The organism is Rahnella aceris (assembly GCF_011684115.1).
Taxonomy (GTDB): Bacteria; Pseudomonadota; Gammaproteobacteria; order Enterobacterales; family Enterobacteriaceae; genus Rahnella; species Rahnella aceris.
Genome location: NZ_JAADJV010000004.1, coordinates 189,854 through 205,620 on the forward strand (window position 1 = coordinate 189,854; position 15,767 = coordinate 205,620).

Sequence of the window (15,767 nt, forward strand, 5' to 3'; positions counted from 1 at the left end):
GTTTCACATTTTGCGCATTTTTCATTCGCGCAGTAAGAAACTCACGCTACAGGAAAAACCAGATAACAATTATCACGGAGGGATTAAATTACTCATCAGCAGGATATTTAAAACCGTCAAAAATCAAAATAAAACCTGATTAATATCACGCACTATGTGATGTTAAAAATTGATATGGAATGATTTTGTCGGTGGGAAATTAATCAATACATTGTCCGGCATTCACCGCTTATTATCTTTAAGGAATGCCTGATGCCGGCGTTTAACACCTGTAAAATTACACGATGTATTCTGCTGGCGTGTTGCCTGCCCAATATTGCCGTCATGAGCGCCAGTGCGGCAAATTACACCCTGCCACTGCTGCTGACGAACAATCAAAAGCTGACCTTATCCACCAAGGATAACGAAAATATTGTCGCCGATAACCCGTTGATAAAATATGGCATTATGGTCAATAACGGCGCAGAACTGACGTTCCTGGCTAACACGTTCAACGCTTCCGGCAGCCAGCTTGGCTCCTCGCTTGTCGCGCAAAATGGCGGTGTCATTAATATCGGGAAAGATTCCGTGATTAATCACAACAGTCAATCCGGGGAAATTTCCCATGCGGTGACGATACAAGATGCAGGCAGTGTTTTAAATATCAACGACGCGACCCTTAATTCTAACAGTGCGGCAGTGGTGATTAATAATAACGCCACCGCGAATATGATTAATACCACAATTAACGCCAATAATGCGGATAATGCCGTTGAGGTGAATAATGGCGCCACGCTGAATGCCACCGGGCTGGCTGTTAATCATCTTTCGGGAATGTCCAGCAGTTCGGCAATAGCCATCAACAATGCCGATGCCACATTACTGAATACGTCAATTTTATCTCAGGTTCGCCAGGGGATAAGTATCGACGGGTCCGCTGACCGCTTCTCAAATGTCACTTATGATCGCGGAACCATCATCACAGAGAAAGATCAGAGCAATGCCGTGATATTGTCATTCGGTAATTTACAAATGAAGAATGTCGACATCCACACCTCCGGGCAATATGGCAACGGCGTGATGCTGGAAAACGACAGCAATGTACGGATCAACGGCGGATCCATTACCACGAAGGCGACGTCCACTAACGGCATAACATTCCTCGGCGCTAACAACCTGATTCTGGAAAATGAACTGCTTATTTCCACACCGGGCAATGCCTCCGTCGGCCTGTCACTGAGCGGCGCCCCCATGACAGACGATCAGTGGCAAAACGTTCGCATTGATAACGCGACCATAAACAGCGGCAATATCGGCATCAGCAAGATTTACAACGGTAATGCGCAAGTGATCATCGAAAACGCCGCTCGCATTGTCGGTATTAACGCGGCCATGACCTTTGCCGATAACGGCATCAGTACGGTGAATGTCAGCGGCAAAAGCCAGATTATCGGCAATATTATCAATGCGACGACGGCGAAAACCGATGTCACACTGGATGCCTCCGTGCTGACCGGCTCGGTGCAAAACCTCCATTCACTGGCGCTGAATAATCAGTCCGCGTGGAATCTGACTGGCGATTCCGTGCTCGGGGATTTATCGCTCGATAACAGCCTGATGAACTTCACCCAACCGCAGCAGGGGGCATTCCACACACTTACCGCCAGCACGCTTTCCGGCAACGGTGCCCTGAATTTCAACACGCAACTGGGCAGCGATAATTCCCCCACCGATTTACTGCATGTTCAGGGTAACGCCAGCGGCAATTTTGGGGTGCTGGTGCGCAATGCCGGGGGCAATGGTGCGCTGACGACAGGCGACGGGATCCGTCTGGTGCAGGTGGATGGGGATGACACATCGTCGCTGAAATTGCTGAGAAAAGTCAGTGCGGGGGCATACGATTATTATCTCTATAAAGGCGGCAGTACGTCGCCAAAAGACTGGTATCTGCGCACCTGGCTCGAGCCGGTGCCGCCGCCGGAACCAGTGCCTGATCCTGACCCGACCCCTAACCCGACACCGGAGCCCACACCGCAACCTGCACCCACACCTAAACCGGTGATCGCCTACCGGACGGATGTCGTGGGTTACATTGCCGCGCCCTTCCTTAACCGGCAGTACGGCTTTAGCTCAATGGGGTCTTATCACGAACGTACCGGCGATAGCGTCAAACGTGCTCAGGATGGCACATGGGCACGCGTCGGCGGATCGCATGATAATTATGATGTAGGTCGCTTCAGTTTTGACAGCGACATTCGTTATATCCAGATCGGCAAGGATTTGTATCAGGATGAGACACCGCGCGGGAATAATGTGCATGCCGGGGTGATGATTTCGCTGGGGGATCAGAAAACCAGCAGCTCGGACAGCGCCCGCGGGCTGGTCGGTGAATCCACCGATACCGGAGATGTGTCTACCGATGCTTACGGCATTGGCGGCTATTACACCGTGAAGACCGACAGCGGCGCGTATCTGGATTTCGTCGGGCAAGTCACCGATTACCACACCGAATTCCAGAGTGAAACGGAAGCTAAACAGGACGGCTACGGCGTGGCGCTTTCAGCGGAAAGCGGCATTCCCTTTGCAATAACCCAAAGCTGGAGGCTCGAACCCCAGGCGCAGGTGATTTATCAGTATCTGCATATGAGAGGGTTCAATGACGGTATTGCCGCGGTAGCGAAAACCGCCGACAACAGCGTACAGGCACGCGGCGGTTTGCGGCTTTCTCATCAGCCTCAGGTAGATCAGCCCAACATTACGCCATACCTGAATATCGACGCAGTATCGACGCTCAGCGATGCGCCCGCCGTCACCATCGGCAGCACTGAGATTTCGCCTGATTTCTCGCAAAGCGCCTGGAAAGCAGGTGGCGGGATCACGGCGCCATTGAGTAAAAATGCATCGTTTTACACCAGCGTGAATTATCAGCGTGGCTTTGACGGAAAACAGGAAGGTTACCGGGGCAATATCGGTATTAATGTCAGCTTCAAATGACGAATGAATGATGCAAAAAAAGGCGATGCCGGAGCACCGCCTTTTGCTTTTGACTTCACCATGATCAGACTGGCGGCAGGTCAAACAGCAGAATTTCGCTGTCTTCCTCTGCGTGAACGGACAATGCCGTTTCATCCCAGATCGCCAGCGCATCACTCTGCCCGGCTTTCTTACCGTTGATGGACACGGTGCCTTTTACCACCTGGATCCACACGCGGCGGTCAGCCTGAATCTGATAAACCGACTGTTCATCTTTTTTCAGCGCCCAGCGGGACAACTCCATATCCTGGAACACTTTCAGCGAACCGTCGCGGGCATCCGGTGAAAGCACTAACTGACGACCCTGCGGCGCATCGAACATACGCTGTTCGTAACGCGGTTCCAGCCCTTTTTGATTCGGGATAATCCAGATCTGATAAAGGTGCAGTTTACGGTCGCTGTTACCGTTGTATTCAGAGTGTGTCACCCCGGTCCCGGCGCTCATAATCTGGAATTCCCCCGCCTGGATCTGTTCTTTATTGCCCATGCTGTCCTGATGTTCCACGGTGCCTTCCAGCACATAGGTCAGAATTTCCATGTCTTTATGCGGATGCTTACCAAAACCCTGTCCTTCATCGATAAAGTCTTCATTGATCACCCGCAGTGCGGAGAATCCCATGAATTGTGCATCGTAATAATCGGCGAAAGAGAAGGTGTGCCAGCTTTCCAGCCAGCCGTGACTGGCGTGACCGCGTTCTTGTGCCTGACGTAAATAGATCATGTTCAACTCTCCTCAATGTTTTCTCTAGTCTAGTCAACGCCTGAGAATAAGAAAGCGTAAAAACTTCACCCCTCTGTTCAAAAAATATGAACAAATGCAGGTGACTCAATCCAAAGGATTTGAGGAAGGTTGAGGTAAATTGTTCTTATGCAGGTTGCTTAATTACCCATCGGTACAATACTCAAAGAAGAAACTCCTTAAGGTAAATTAATGTGACATCTGTTTCCGGAAATTATCATGATTAACCGCCGCGAGTTGATCGCGGGAATAACCGGTGGTGTAGTGTCGGCGGGATTATTTAAAGCCGTTGAAATTAATCCGGATAAAATGATTAGCGCGAGCAACATTATGGCGTTAAGAAACCTCCCTGCGCCTGCTGACCGGACCTGCGCGATGGTTTTGGGATATTACTTTGCCGGAGATGGTGCGCCAAAACTGGTTTACTGGGATGCGAACAGTGAGAAAGAGGCCAATCAGGGCACCGTTATTTCCTCGTTAAAATCCGCTAAAGGCCGCTGGTTGCAATTACATAACGGCGTCATGGATTTTCGTCAGTTTGGTATAGTTAACCGACAAAATGCTGCAGATGCGGCACTGAAGGCGATGATCAGTGATCCGCTTATTCACCGGATTGAAGCACATACCTCGCTGAATTTCATGTCGCGCCATCGCTTTAACCGTTCGAATATCACCCTCGATTTTAATGGCCAGACAGTGACCGCGACAGGACTGGAAACCCTGGCAGATGCCAAAAATAATTACCTCTCCGCTATTTTCTTTTTCAGGGGAATAGCAGAAGAAAAAACATCAATATCCCTTCTCAGGGATCCTTTGCCTTTATTGTCAGAAATCTATCCGGTAGATGACAGCAGCTTATATCCTGTCGGCCAGTGGTATTGCCTGGAATCGGACAAAGTCTCCGGCCACTGGGAACGCAAAATACAACGACTGGTGCAGGTGACAGAACAGATTGATGAAACGCATATCCGGCTCAATTACAGAAGCGGCTGGGCGCTGGACGCCCAAAGCCAACTGCACTGGCGCAAAGTCACGCCGGTTGAGAATGTCTGTATTCAGAACATGCAATATGTCGCAGAGGGGCAGCTGGCTAATAGCAGTTCCCAGCCGGTCGCCTTCGAATATGCCATTTATTGCGATGTTCTGAATGTTCATGCTCAGGGGACATTCTGGTCAGTCATTTTCCGTCGCTGGAATACCTTCTTTCGCACCGAACAATGCTCGCTGACTAATCCACCTTCGGTTTCCTGGGGCGGCGCAGGCTATCTGACTCAGCAAATTTACTGTCAGTATGGCGTGATTACGGACTGTACGGCATCCAATGCCCGGCATCTTAACGATTTCACCGCCAGCTCTTCCTGCGTGGTAAAGCACTGTCACAGCAACGGTGACAGTTCCGGTGCTTTCGTCACGCACGGTCAGTATGAACATGATCTGCATTTTACGGCCAACTCCGGCATCCTGACACTGGCCAATTCCGGCAAACCCTGGGGACAGTCGGCGGCACGTATTGTCATCAACCAGCACCATTGTTCTATGCTGACAGCCGACACGCACGTTACTGATCTGACCTTAACGGATGTGCACATTTACCGGAGTGTGGAACAGGATAATCTCGGCATATTGCGCCTGAATTGCGACGGACTGACGGTGCAAAACTGCAGCCTCAGCGGAGAACTGACATTACTGCAAAACAGTCAGCGCAGTATCAAAATGAACGTATTCGAAAACTGCGGGTTCGTACTGGATCCTCGCCATGATTCCACTATCAGTAACCTGGCGCCGGATGACCCGTTTATTGTTTCTCATCCTGCTGCCGAAGCCCGGAATTCCATTAATGGCCGTTCGCTGCTGTATTTTTCCCATTGCCAGTTTAAAGGAACGGACAAAGATGTTTCGCTGTTAATTAAAAATAAAGAAGTTAACTTTAACGCCTGCCGTCTTGAAAATGTGTCCCTTATATTAACGGCGGATGAACCTCAGAAAATCGTTATTAATGGTGATTCCACACTGTCCAGTGATCAGGCCTCCCGGCCTTTACTTTCACGGACCGGCGAACATCCTGTGACCTGGCGATTAGGCCCAATGCAAACTGAAGTGACCGGTGACGATCAGCTTCATATTCACATTACCGCCGGCATTAATCATTATCAGGCGCATCACGTGACATTCACGCACGGTAAGCGGTTATTCACAGATAAGGCATTTTCCCGACCGTCTTATTTTATTGAACAGAACAATATCATGATAAATACCCGATCCGTTGTGCCAGCCAGTACAGGGCCGCATATTGTGGTTGAAAATACGGAGATATAACAAAATAAAGTGGCTCACCTCTGAGCCTTAAAAGGATTCACCATGAAAACGTTCAATTCTGTATCCGCGCTGAAGAATCATAAAATACGTATGGATCATAATGTCTTCGTTAATGGTTATTTTCAGGCCGGTGACGGCGGCGGCGGTCATTATCACTGGGACAAAAACTGCGTTCTGCCCGCCAATAACGGCACAGTCATCCCTTCTGACCACTCGGACACCGGACGCTGGCTGCTTATCCATCAGGGCGTGGGCGATTTCCGCACTTTCGGTATTCTCAATGCTGATCAACCCGCCGACGATGCGCTTGATGCATTAGTCAATGACCCGGCCATCAGCCAGATCTTCGCTTTTTCAGATTTGCTTTTTCAGCGCCGCCATCGCTTCTCACGCTCAGACATCACCCTGGATTTCCAGAACAACCGGGTTTTCACCACCGGCATTGCCAGCGCACCGGTCAATGACCCGTTTGCCGCCGTACTGTTCTTCCGGGGCACGGTGACCGGCACCCCCGTCTCCTTCACGCTGACTGAAACGTTGCAGGAGCAAACGGATATTTTCCCGGTCGCGGATTCGTCACTGTTCAGCGTGGGCGACTGGTATGCAGTGCAGGTTGCACCGGTGAAAGGCGCGGCGGAACGCGAGCTGCAAAAGCTGGTGGAAATCATCGCGATTCCTGACAGCACGCATATTCAGACTGGCTATTACAACGGCTGGGAACTGCTGGCCGGCAGGGTGATCAGCTTGCAGAAAGTCGAACCGGTCGCATTCGTCACCATCAAAAATATGCAGTTCTTCGGGGCGGGGGCTGATCAGATCAGCGGCAGCCATCCGGTGGCGTTTGAATACGCGGTATATGCCAATGTCGAGGGGATCCATTCGACAGGTTCTTTCTGGCCGGTGGTGATGCGACGCTGGAATACCCATTATCTGACGCAGCAGTGCTCTCTCATTAATCCGCCGAACACCGCCTTTGGCGGTGCCGGATATCTGACACAGCAAATCTATTGTCTGTATGGACATGTCAGTGATTGCAGCGTGGCGAACGCGCGGCATTTAAATGATTTCACGGCGTCGGCATATTGCCTGGTCGAGAATTGTCACGCCAGCGGACAGAGCGCGGAAAAAGGCCCGTTCGTGACTCACGGTCAGTACGAACATGATCTCACCTATACCGGCAATTCCGGCCTGATGACCTTTGCCAATTCCGGTGCCACCTGGGGAGGCAGCGCCAAACGTATCAATGTACGTAAGCACGTCTGTCCGTGGTTTGTCGCCCGCTCCGGCGTGAGTGAACTGACGCTGGAAGATCTGGTGGTGATCACCAACGAGACTATCCCGCAGTCCGGGATGTTGTGGGTGAATGCCGACGGTTTGCAGATGACCGGCTGTACCGCTGACCGCACCCTGATTATCAGCCAGGCATCGCAACGCGCTGCGCGCCCGAACGTTATTCGTCAGTGTCAGTTTTCCCTGCAGGAGGACGGCGCGCCGGTAGTACAAAGCAACGTCACTGCCGCCATCACCTTTACCGATACGGTATTTAATGACATCAACGGGCATTCATTTGACAGCACGGCGCCGGTGAATTTTGTCCGCTGTACGTTTAATGCCACCACCGAATTTGCACCGCTCACGCTGAAATCCTCCACACTGTCGGTTCAGGCATCGCAGTTTAATCAGGTCGGCTTCACGCTTTCCGGCACTGCGCCAAAGCAAATCGATATTCTTTCCTCAACCCTGACGCAGGCAACGTTCGACTTCACCGACGTCGCCGCACAACCTGCCAGTTCACTGATGTTCCTTAATAACCGTTTATCCGGCAGCACCGTCATCGCCCAGCCACCCGCCGGAGATCGGGTGATATGGCAGCAGAATATGATTCTTGCCTGACGCGGGATTCTTCTAATTAACGTGTTTTTAGAAATAGTTTGAGTTGTGGAGAAGATATAAAGGAGTTTTTCGAAATAGTTTGAGTTGTGGGCAGGCGGCCAGCAAGCGAATCCCCGGGAGCATACACAAGTATGTGACCGGGGTGAGCGAGCGCAGCCAACGCATCCACAGCTCAAAATATGAAGAAAAAAAAGCCAGCACCCGGCTGGCTAAGTAATACTGGAAGCAATGTGAGCAATGTCGTGCATTCATGGGGACCCGTTTGACCTTGGTGTGAGGCCATCCCCGGAACGCATGGCAATAATAATCATTATCATTCGCACTTGTAAAGCGTTTTTTTCACCAAACATTCGATTGACAGTTTTCCTATTCCTGATAAATGTAGAGGATATTCAAACAGTAACCACAAAAAGAGGAGTGTCGCCATGAGCGAAATAGTCATTCGTCACGCTGAAGCCGCAGATGCAGAGGCGCTTCAACACCTATACGCTCAGGTTCCTGTTTACAGCGACACCCTGCAACTCCCTTATCCACCCGCCACGCTATGGGAAGACCGCCTTGCCAATGCCGCACCCGGCCGGTTCGCGCTGGTTGCGTGTATCGACGGCAAACTGGTGGGCAATCTCACCCTGATGGTTGAGCAGCCGTGGCGACGCCGTCATGTGGCGACTTTCGGCATTGGTGTGGATACGCAATTTCAGGGAAGAGGCGTCGGCAGTAAGCTGATCGCTGCTGCCCTTGAGTTATGTGACAAATGGTTGCACGTGATCCGCGTCGAGCTGACGGTTTATGCCGATAATGATGCCGCAATCGGGCTGTACAAAAAGTTCGGTTTCAGCGTTGAAGGCCTCAGCCCGAGCTACGCAATGCGCGACGGCGAACTGGTGGATACGCTGCATATGGGGCGCATCCGTGGCGTACGGCAACCGGTTTAATCAGCACTGACGGAGGCGCTGGTTTCAGCCGGAGGCTGACGTAACAGCAACCGGACGACCAGCGCCAGCGCCATCAGCACCAGCAGCGCCGAGCCAAGATAAATCGCATCAATGCCAGCCTGCGCCATCAGCACACCGGCCAGCGGGCCGGTAATCCCCAGAGATAAATCAAGAAATGCCGAATAGGTCGCCAGCGCGCTGCCCTGATTTTCCTGCGGCAACTTTTTGACTGCCACCACGCCCAGCGCCGGATAGACCAGCGAGAAACCCACACCGGTAATGAAAGCACCGGCCATTGCTGCCCACGCCGTCGGGGCGAAAAACACCATAATCAGCCCGGCAATCTCCACCACAAAACAGGCCAGCGCCACACGCAATCCGCCAAAACGGTTGATGCTGTTGGGCAATAACAGCCGCATGCCGACAAAGGCCACACTGAAGAATGTCAGGGAAAATGCCGCGCCCGGCCAGCCTTTTGCGGCATAAAACAGGGTGATGAAGGTGGCAATCACCCCAAAGCCGGTGGACGCCAGCGCCAGCATCATGCCATAAGGCAATATTTTCCCCAGCACCTGGCGGAACGGGATTTGCGCCGGGGCTTTTGTGACCACCGGCGGCTTGCGCCACGCGGTGATGAGCGCCGTCAGCGCCACCAAAATGATGCACACCGACAACAGCGTCAGGCCGCCGAAACTGAAAATCAGCACACCGAGTGGCGCACCGATCGCCATCGCACCGTAAGTGACCACCCCGCTCCATGAAATCACTTTGCCGATATGCAGGGAGCCGACCACGCTGATGCCCCACAGCGTCGAACCGGTTCCGGCAAAACTTTGCCCGGCACCGAGCATCACGCGGCCAAGACATAACAACGCCAGACTGACCGCCGGTGTGGCGTCAAATCCCAGTGCCAGCAGATAGAACACGCCGCTGAGCAGGCAGCCGCTCAGCCCGAATATCACCACCCTTTTTGGCCCGACTTTATCCGCATAACGCCCGGCATAAGGGCGGCTCAGCAGCGTCGCGAAATATTGCAGGCTGATGACCAGTCCCGCCCAGAAAGCACTGTAGCCGAGATGCTCATGTACATAACCCGGCAGGATCGCCAGTGGCAGGCCGATGGTCAGATAGTTGGCAAAATTGAACACCAGAATCGAGAGAATTCGCAGCGTGGTCTTTGACGGACTGGTGGCAGTCAGGTCGGGCGAAGCAGCGTCAGGCATGGAAAGTCGCGTCTCACAAAAAAGGGTTCTGGCATGTTACGAAGCCGTAAATGAGTGTTTGACTTTATTAGCAATGGCTTGCTTTCGCAACAAATTGAACCGTTGTTTTACTCAGGCTTCCCCGTACTGCCATCAAAGTGACACATCACTGTCATGCGCGCTGATTATGGTCGGGAGACTTCAACCGGAGGACATCCTATGTTCAGCATGGATACCCTGTTTCAGGATCTCGACCCGCAGCAGAAAACCCCTTCCTGGCAACGCAAACTGTTAAAAATCCTGTTCCGCGAAAAAGAGTTTCACCGTTTCGCCGATCAGTATCCGCACCTGAAAGGCATTGATATGGCCGAGCAGGTACTTGAACATTTTAATATCCGCTGTGAACTGACCGAGCGCGACCGGGAGCAAATCCCGAGCTACGGCCCGGTAGTTATCGTAGCGAATCATCCGATTGGCACGCTGGACGGACTGGCGATATTACATGCGGTGGCGTCGGTACGTCCGGATGTCAAAGTGGTGGCGAATCAGTTGCTGTCGCTGGTGTCTTCGCTCGGCAGCCTGATGATCCCGGTGGATAATATGGGCAACCGCACGCGGCGCAATCAGGTCACACAGATGCAGGAACACCTGGAGAATCAGGGCGTGCTGATTGTGTTCCCCGCAGGTGAAGTATCCCGCATGAGTTCGAAAGGCGTGCGCGACGGAAAATGGCACACCGGATTTATCCGCCTCGCCGCCAAAGCCCGTGCACCGGTGGTGCCGGTACATATCAGTGGCAGCAACAGCGCGCTGTTTTATCTCAGTTCTATGATTTACCGCCCGCTCAGTACGCTTTTACTGGTACATGAAATGTTCGGCCAGCGCGGCAACAGCCTGACGCTTAAAATCGGTGCGCGCATTCCGTATACCAGCTGGCACGATGGACAAATGCAGGCGGGCGATCTGGCAGCGCGTTTTCGTAAACACCTTTACCGCCTCGGCGCTGGCAAGCCGGGTTTGTTCCACACCGAAACGTCGATTGCCCGTGCGGAAAACCGTGCGGTACTAAAACACGCGCTGGAAGCCAGCGAAGTGCTGGGCAACACGCCGGACGGCAAAATGATTTACCTCTATCGTCGTCACGGTGAAGACACTGTGCCGATTTTGCGCGAGCTGGGGCGTTTGCGCGAAATCGCGTTCCGCGCCGTGGGCGAAGGCAGTGGTCGCCGCCGTGATCTCGACGGCTATGATGATGATTATTATCACCTGGTTTTATGGGATCCGCAGGCGCTGGAAATTGTCGGTGCTTACCGGTTCATCCCGACCGCAGAACAAGTCGCCAGCAAAGGGCTGAACGGGATCTACAGCCAGAGCCTGTTCCACTATGGCCATCAGATGGACCCGATTCTGGCGCAGGGTGTCGAACTCGGGCGCAGCTTTATTCAGCCCGCCTACTGGGGAAAGCGCGGGCTGGATTATCTGTGGCTCGGCATCGGCGCGTATCTGGCGAAATATCCGCAGACCCGTTATCTGTTTGGTCCGGTGTCGATTTCCGGCGGAATGCCGCTGCCCGCCCGCGATTTACTGGTGGCGTTTTACCGCCTGTATTTCTCCCCGGCATTACCGCTGGCGACATCACGACGTCCGTATCCGGCTTCGCTGCCCGATGTGTTAGCACAGTTTTGCGGCGATGATTATCAGGAAGACTTGCAGCGCCTGAAACGCCTGCTGGCGAATCTCGGGTGCAGCATTCCGGCGTTGTATAAACAATATTCCGAGCTTTGCGAAACCGGTGGTGTGCAGTTTATTGATTTCGGCAGCGACCCTGAATTCAACAACTGCATCGACGGGTTAGTGCTGGTGGATCTCAGCCAGTTAAAACCGGCGAAGTTTGAGCGGTATATTGCAGTGCATCAGGCAGAATAGATCACCGGGCTTCTCCCTCTTTAACGGGGGAGGAGAAAAACGTCTCTTTCCCGCAGGTTGCCTTATAGTCATCCGCCATTGCCATTTTCAGCAGTAAATCATGACCAATGTAATTGCTCCAGTTGAAGGTATTCTGTAAAACCACTACCGCATTTTTATGCTTCTTATCAAAACCAATATAACTGGAATAACCGCCGATATAACCGACCTGGTAAGTAATAATCTGGCCATCTTTATAATCCGTGACCCAGGCAATATTGGCCGCTTCTATTTTTCGCTGGAAATAGACTTTTTCCGTCACCTGAATGGCGTCACTGAGATCGCCTGGTTGTGAATCATCAATATGCGCCCGCAGATATTTCAGCAAGTCATCAGCATTACTGTAAAGGCTGGCCGCCGCTACCATATTATTCGAGAAATGCCAGTCGGGAACGACCTCGCCACGGCGGATAAGTTTAGGCTGATCTCCCGCATGTCCAATCGCACGATACGGATAGGCTTTTAACTGGCTGGCATAAAAACTGGTGTTATCCATTTTTAAGGCATTAAAAATAAAGGCATAAGATAATTGCTGGATATCTTCACCGGTTTTCAATTTCAGAATATAACCGAGCAGTGCATACCCTAAATTAGAATATTGCGGCACAAGCAATAATGGCTTTTTAAATGACGACAGATTATCCACAACGGCGTCGCTGTCCAGTTCATGATAGAAGTTGTCGCCGGTATATAAATACCTGAGAAAACTTTCCAACATATCTTTGGTCATTTTCTGACGGGGCAATCCCGAAGTATGCGTCGCCAGTTGCAGCAGAGTGATATTTTTAGCGTCTTCGCTCAGCGGAATATTTTTTGGCAGTAAATCTGCCAGTTTGTCATCCCACTTTAGCTGCCCTTTGTCGACCAGCCCCGCCACCACTTCTCCCGTCACACCTTTACTGACCGAACCAAGCGCAAATAGCGTTTCGCCATCAATTTTGTAGCCGTTCACCGCGTTGGTATAGCCATAACCCCAGGTTCTGGCCGCGCCGTTATTTCTGATGATCCCGACCGCCATGCCGCTGGATTTTTCTCTGTGCAGATATCGCTGCGCGACGGTATCCACCATGTCGTCAAGATTTTGGCTACAGGCAAGCTGCTTCACTTCATGAGGATTTTCCTCCACCTGCATTTCAGAAAGTGTACCGCATGACGTCAGAAGCAGAGGAAGCATGATGCTTAAACCGGTAAATCGTCCCGTCATTCTTTTCATTTCATTGATTTATACAGCGCAATAGCACGGTAACAATTATGGGTAAACATCAGATGACCTTGTGACAGAGAAAGAGACATGCCGGATGGCGCAGTGCAGGCCGCAGACTGGGTTATTTCTTCGCGCTTTTCAATGAGAAATTGCTGTGTTCCTGATGTTCTTTTCAACAAACCTTCCTGCCCCTTCGGGAATAATTCAAAAACCGACTCAATGAGAATGAAAAATTTCTTTAAATGCATAAAAAATCACTTTAAACATTCACATCACGAACATTGAATTAACGTAAATTGTTGAATTAGATCAATTTAATTAATGTTGATGCAACATTTGCCGATAACCTTGATTCACATCCTGCCGCTTTCCTGAAGGCGGGACTTTTAAAATCAGGGGAAAATATGAACATCACACAGCGTCTTTTACTGACGTTCTCGCTGCTTTCTGCGGCCCTTATCACAATGGGCATCGTCGCGATCATGTTGATTTCGGGTTTCCAGAACCGGTTTGAATATGTTCAGGTCAATACGATCCCTTCAATTAAGGATCTCAATAATCTTATTGATCAAAGCAATAAGCTTTCTCTCACCCTCTATAAACATCAGAGCCAGACTGATAACAGCAAAATGCCTGAAGTAGAAACCCGCATTCAGCAACAGATTACCGGGTTAAAAACGCTGACAGATTATTATCTGCAGCACGACATCTCAGATGCTGAAGATGAAAGGCTGACGCACGTGGCTTTCGACAATATTCGTAAAGTGGAGGAGGCGCTTCCCGCCTTTCTGACCTCTTCACGGGCGCATCAGGACGAGGTCACTCTGGCAATGATTGAGGGCGATGACAGCATCGGCGGGGCTATCCGTCAGCTCATCTCCGATTACCGAAAGCAGCTTACCTTAAATATCAACATTGGTGAGGAGCTGCGGGCCACCAACCACAGCATTTTCAGCACCACACTGTGGGGAATGGGCGGCAGCGTAACGATCATTATCCTGCTGTTGGGATCCCTTGCACTGGCCACCATCCGTCGGGTACGAAAAAGCCTGCTGGACATCGGGGGGATTATGGCCGTTGCCAGCGAGCGGCTTGATCTGACAGTGAGCGCCGATGACAGCCGTCATGATGAAGTGGGCAACATGGCCCGCGCGTTCAACAACCTGATGCAACGCGTATCCGGAGCGCTGCTGTCTGTGAGCGCGGCTTCCCAGTCCGTCAGCAGCGCCTCGGCACAAATCGCGGCCGGTAACGAAGATCTCTCCTCGCGCACCGAGCAGCAAGCGGCCTCTCTGGAACAAACGGCCGCCAGCATGACCGAGCTCAGTGAGACGGTTCGCCAGACGGCTGACAACACGCGTCAGGCCAGCCAGCTGGCGGGTAACATGAATGCGCTGTCGGAGAAAAGTGCATCATCACTTGAGACGATGCTGGGTACGATGGGTGATATCCGCAGCAGTTCGCGCAAAGTCACTGAGATCATCACGCTTATCGAAGGCATCGCCTTCCAGACCAATATTCTGGCGTTAAATGCTGCCGTAGAAGCGGCACGAGCCGGTGAGCACGGTAAAGGCTTTGCTGTTGTTGCCGGTGAAGTCAGAAATCTTTCACAACGTTCGACCACTGCCGCGCGTGAGATAAAAGAACTGATCGACCTTTCCTACAGCCTGATCGAAGCCGGTGCCCATCAGGCGGGCGATGTCGGCGAGAACATGAACTCCATGGGTAATGCCATCCGTCAGGTGACTGATTTGGTCAACGAGATTGCCGCAGCGGCAACAGAACAGAGTCAGGGAATTTCTCAGGTGCATCAGGCGGTCAATCAGATGGATGACGTGACCCAGCAGAACGCCGCGCTGGTTGAAGAAGCCTCTTCAGCCTCGCGCTCGTTGCAGGATCAGGCGGATGGCCTGGCGAGACTGGTCGGCGAATTCCACCTCAGCAACGCCACGGCTCAGCATCAGTCCCTGGCAAAACCGGCGCAGGCACTTGCCGCCCTTCCACGCAAGGAAAAGCCGGGGGCACTCTCAGCCAATGAGGCCGACTGGCAAAGCTTCTGATCAGGCTTTTACCGTCGTCTTATTACCGGGAGAACGTCATTATGGAAAATCTTCAGGAGCATACCGGCCATCTGGAAAAACACAGGGCGCTGGTAGAGAGCTTCGAACAGATGGCGGCGCTGGTGAATCAGCTTGCTACGGGAGAATACCGGTCGCTGGATTTGTACATTAATAACTGCCGCCATTTTCGCGATCGCAGTCTGGAAGTTCAGGCGGTGCTGGCAGATAAGCGTTTTGAAACATACCTGATGCGCAATGATATTACGCTGTATTACAGCATTCACAGCGTAAATATGGCCTTCGGCATGATGACCAACATGCTGGAAAATTTGAAAGGTTTTTTGTCCTGAGAATGTGTTACCGGGGATACGGTAACGCGGCACGGGGTATTTTTTAATCTTTCCCCTGAAGGATCACTTGCTCCTTCAGGGGGATTTTTAA

11 protein-coding genes are annotated in these 15,767 nt (G+C 51.8%); 7 read left to right on the forward strand and 4 right to left on the reverse strand.

Going from position 1 to position 15,767, the window contains the following annotated elements; genetic code table 11:
• Positions 1–252: 252 nt before the first annotated feature.
• A complete protein-coding gene (locus GW591_RS19100) occupies positions 253–2,973 on the forward strand; it encodes an autotransporter family protein (RefSeq protein ID WP_166861248.1) in 2,721 nt (906 codons plus the stop codon).
• Between the two features lie 64 nt (positions 2,974–3,037).
• On the opposite strand, the gene GW591_RS19105 is transcribed toward GW591_RS19100, so the two are convergent.
• Positions 3,038–3,733 carry a pirin family protein gene (locus GW591_RS19105; RefSeq protein WP_013573537.1) on the reverse strand — a complete coding sequence of 232 codons (696 nt, stop codon included), beginning with the start codon at positions 3,731–3,733 and terminating at the stop codon, positions 3,038–3,040.
• Positions 3,734–3,970: 237 nt separating this feature from the next.
• Here GW591_RS19105 and GW591_RS19110 point away from each other — a divergent pair, with 237 nt between their 5' ends.
• The 3 genes from GW591_RS19110 (at position 3,971) to GW591_RS19120 (ending at position 8,895) form a co-directional block, all read left to right on the forward strand.
• A complete protein-coding gene (locus GW591_RS19110; RefSeq protein ID WP_112151946.1) occupies positions 3,971–6,067 on the forward strand; it encodes a hypothetical protein in 2,097 nt (698 codons plus the stop codon).
• Between the two features lie 42 nt (positions 6,068–6,109).
• Positions 6,110–7,960 (forward strand): hypothetical protein, encoded by a 1,851-nt coding sequence (locus tag GW591_RS19115; protein WP_166861250.1) that lies wholly within the window; start codon positions 6,110–6,112, stop codon positions 7,958–7,960.
• Between the two features lie 425 nt (positions 7,961–8,385).
• Positions 8,386–8,895: a GNAT family N-acetyltransferase gene (locus GW591_RS19120; protein ID WP_119261097.1), complete on the forward strand. Its 510-nt coding sequence runs from the start codon at positions 8,386–8,388 to the stop codon at positions 8,893–8,895.
• Here GW591_RS19120 and GW591_RS19125 read toward each other — a convergent pair.
• Complete coding sequence (locus GW591_RS19125) at positions 8,892–10,118, reverse strand: MFS transporter (RefSeq protein WP_013573533.1); 1,227 nt, start codon at positions 10,116–10,118, stop codon at positions 8,892–8,894. The genes GW591_RS19120 and GW591_RS19125 overlap by 4 nt on opposite strands.
• A 198-nt stretch (positions 10,119–10,316) precedes the next feature.
• On the opposite strand from GW591_RS19125, the gene GW591_RS19130 reads away from it, so the two are divergent.
• Entirely contained in the window at positions 10,317–12,023 is a 1,707-nt protein-coding gene (locus tag GW591_RS19130; protein ID WP_013573532.1) for a lysophospholipid acyltransferase family protein, read from the forward strand.
• Position 12,024: 1 nt separating this feature from the next.
• Here the strand turns inward: GW591_RS19130 and GW591_RS19135 are convergent, their stop codons facing one another.
• Both GW591_RS19135 and GW591_RS19140 read right to left on the reverse strand, forming a co-directional pair.
• Positions 12,025–13,236 (reverse strand): serine hydrolase domain-containing protein, encoded by a 1,212-nt coding sequence (locus tag GW591_RS19135; RefSeq protein WP_112152015.1) that lies wholly within the window; start codon positions 13,234–13,236, stop codon positions 12,025–12,027.
• Between the two features lie 35 nt (positions 13,237–13,271).
• Entirely contained in the window at positions 13,272–13,514 is a 243-nt protein-coding gene (locus GW591_RS19140) for a hypothetical protein (protein ID WP_013573530.1), read from the reverse strand.
• A gap of 156 nt (positions 13,515–13,670) precedes the next feature.
• On the opposite strand from GW591_RS19140, the gene GW591_RS19145 reads away from it, so the two are divergent.
• Together GW591_RS19145 and GW591_RS19150 are read left to right on the forward strand one after the other, a co-directional pair.
• Entirely contained in the window at positions 13,671–15,326 is a 1,656-nt protein-coding gene (locus GW591_RS19145; RefSeq protein WP_013573529.1) for a methyl-accepting chemotaxis protein, read from the forward strand.
• A 41-nt stretch (positions 15,327–15,367) separates the two neighbouring features.
• Positions 15,368–15,676, forward strand: a complete 309-nt coding sequence (locus GW591_RS19150; RefSeq protein WP_013573528.1) for a hypothetical protein — start codon at positions 15,368–15,370, stop codon at positions 15,674–15,676.
• The last annotated feature ends 91 nt before the right edge of the window (positions 15,677–15,767 follow it).